Source organism: Chryseobacterium sp. SIMBA_029 (assembly GCF_046535275.1).
Lineage (GTDB): Bacteria > Bacteroidota > Bacteroidia > Flavobacteriales > Weeksellaceae > Chryseobacterium.
On sequence record NZ_JAWRXA010000292.1, the window covers coordinates 1 to 274 of the forward strand.

1 protein-coding gene is annotated in these 274 nt (G+C 36.1%); it reads right to left on the minus strand.

Annotation, left to right across the window (positions count from 1 at the left end; all coding sequences use genetic code 11):
- Positions 1 to 274, minus strand: a 274-nt coding sequence (locus tag SB679_RS24185; protein WP_410704785.1) for a multicopper oxidase domain-containing protein, incomplete at both ends; no start/stop codon positions are given.

Genomic DNA, 274 nt, shown 5'->3' on the forward strand with positions numbered 1-274 from the left:
GGTGAATATTCTCCTTTTGAGTTAATCAGCCTGAAATCGTGCCCATGCAAGTGCATTGGGTGGCGCATCATAGAGTTATTATACATTTTAATCCTAAGAATTTCTCCTTTTTTAACCAAAATCTTATCCGTTTCTGTAACCGTTTTATTGTCCAGTGTCCATAGATAGTGGTTCATATTTCCTTCCAGCGTAAATTTCATTTCACGAATACTGTCCGTTGGAAGAATTGTTTTTTCCGGAGACTTTAAAATGTTGTAGGATAATCTTTTGATGG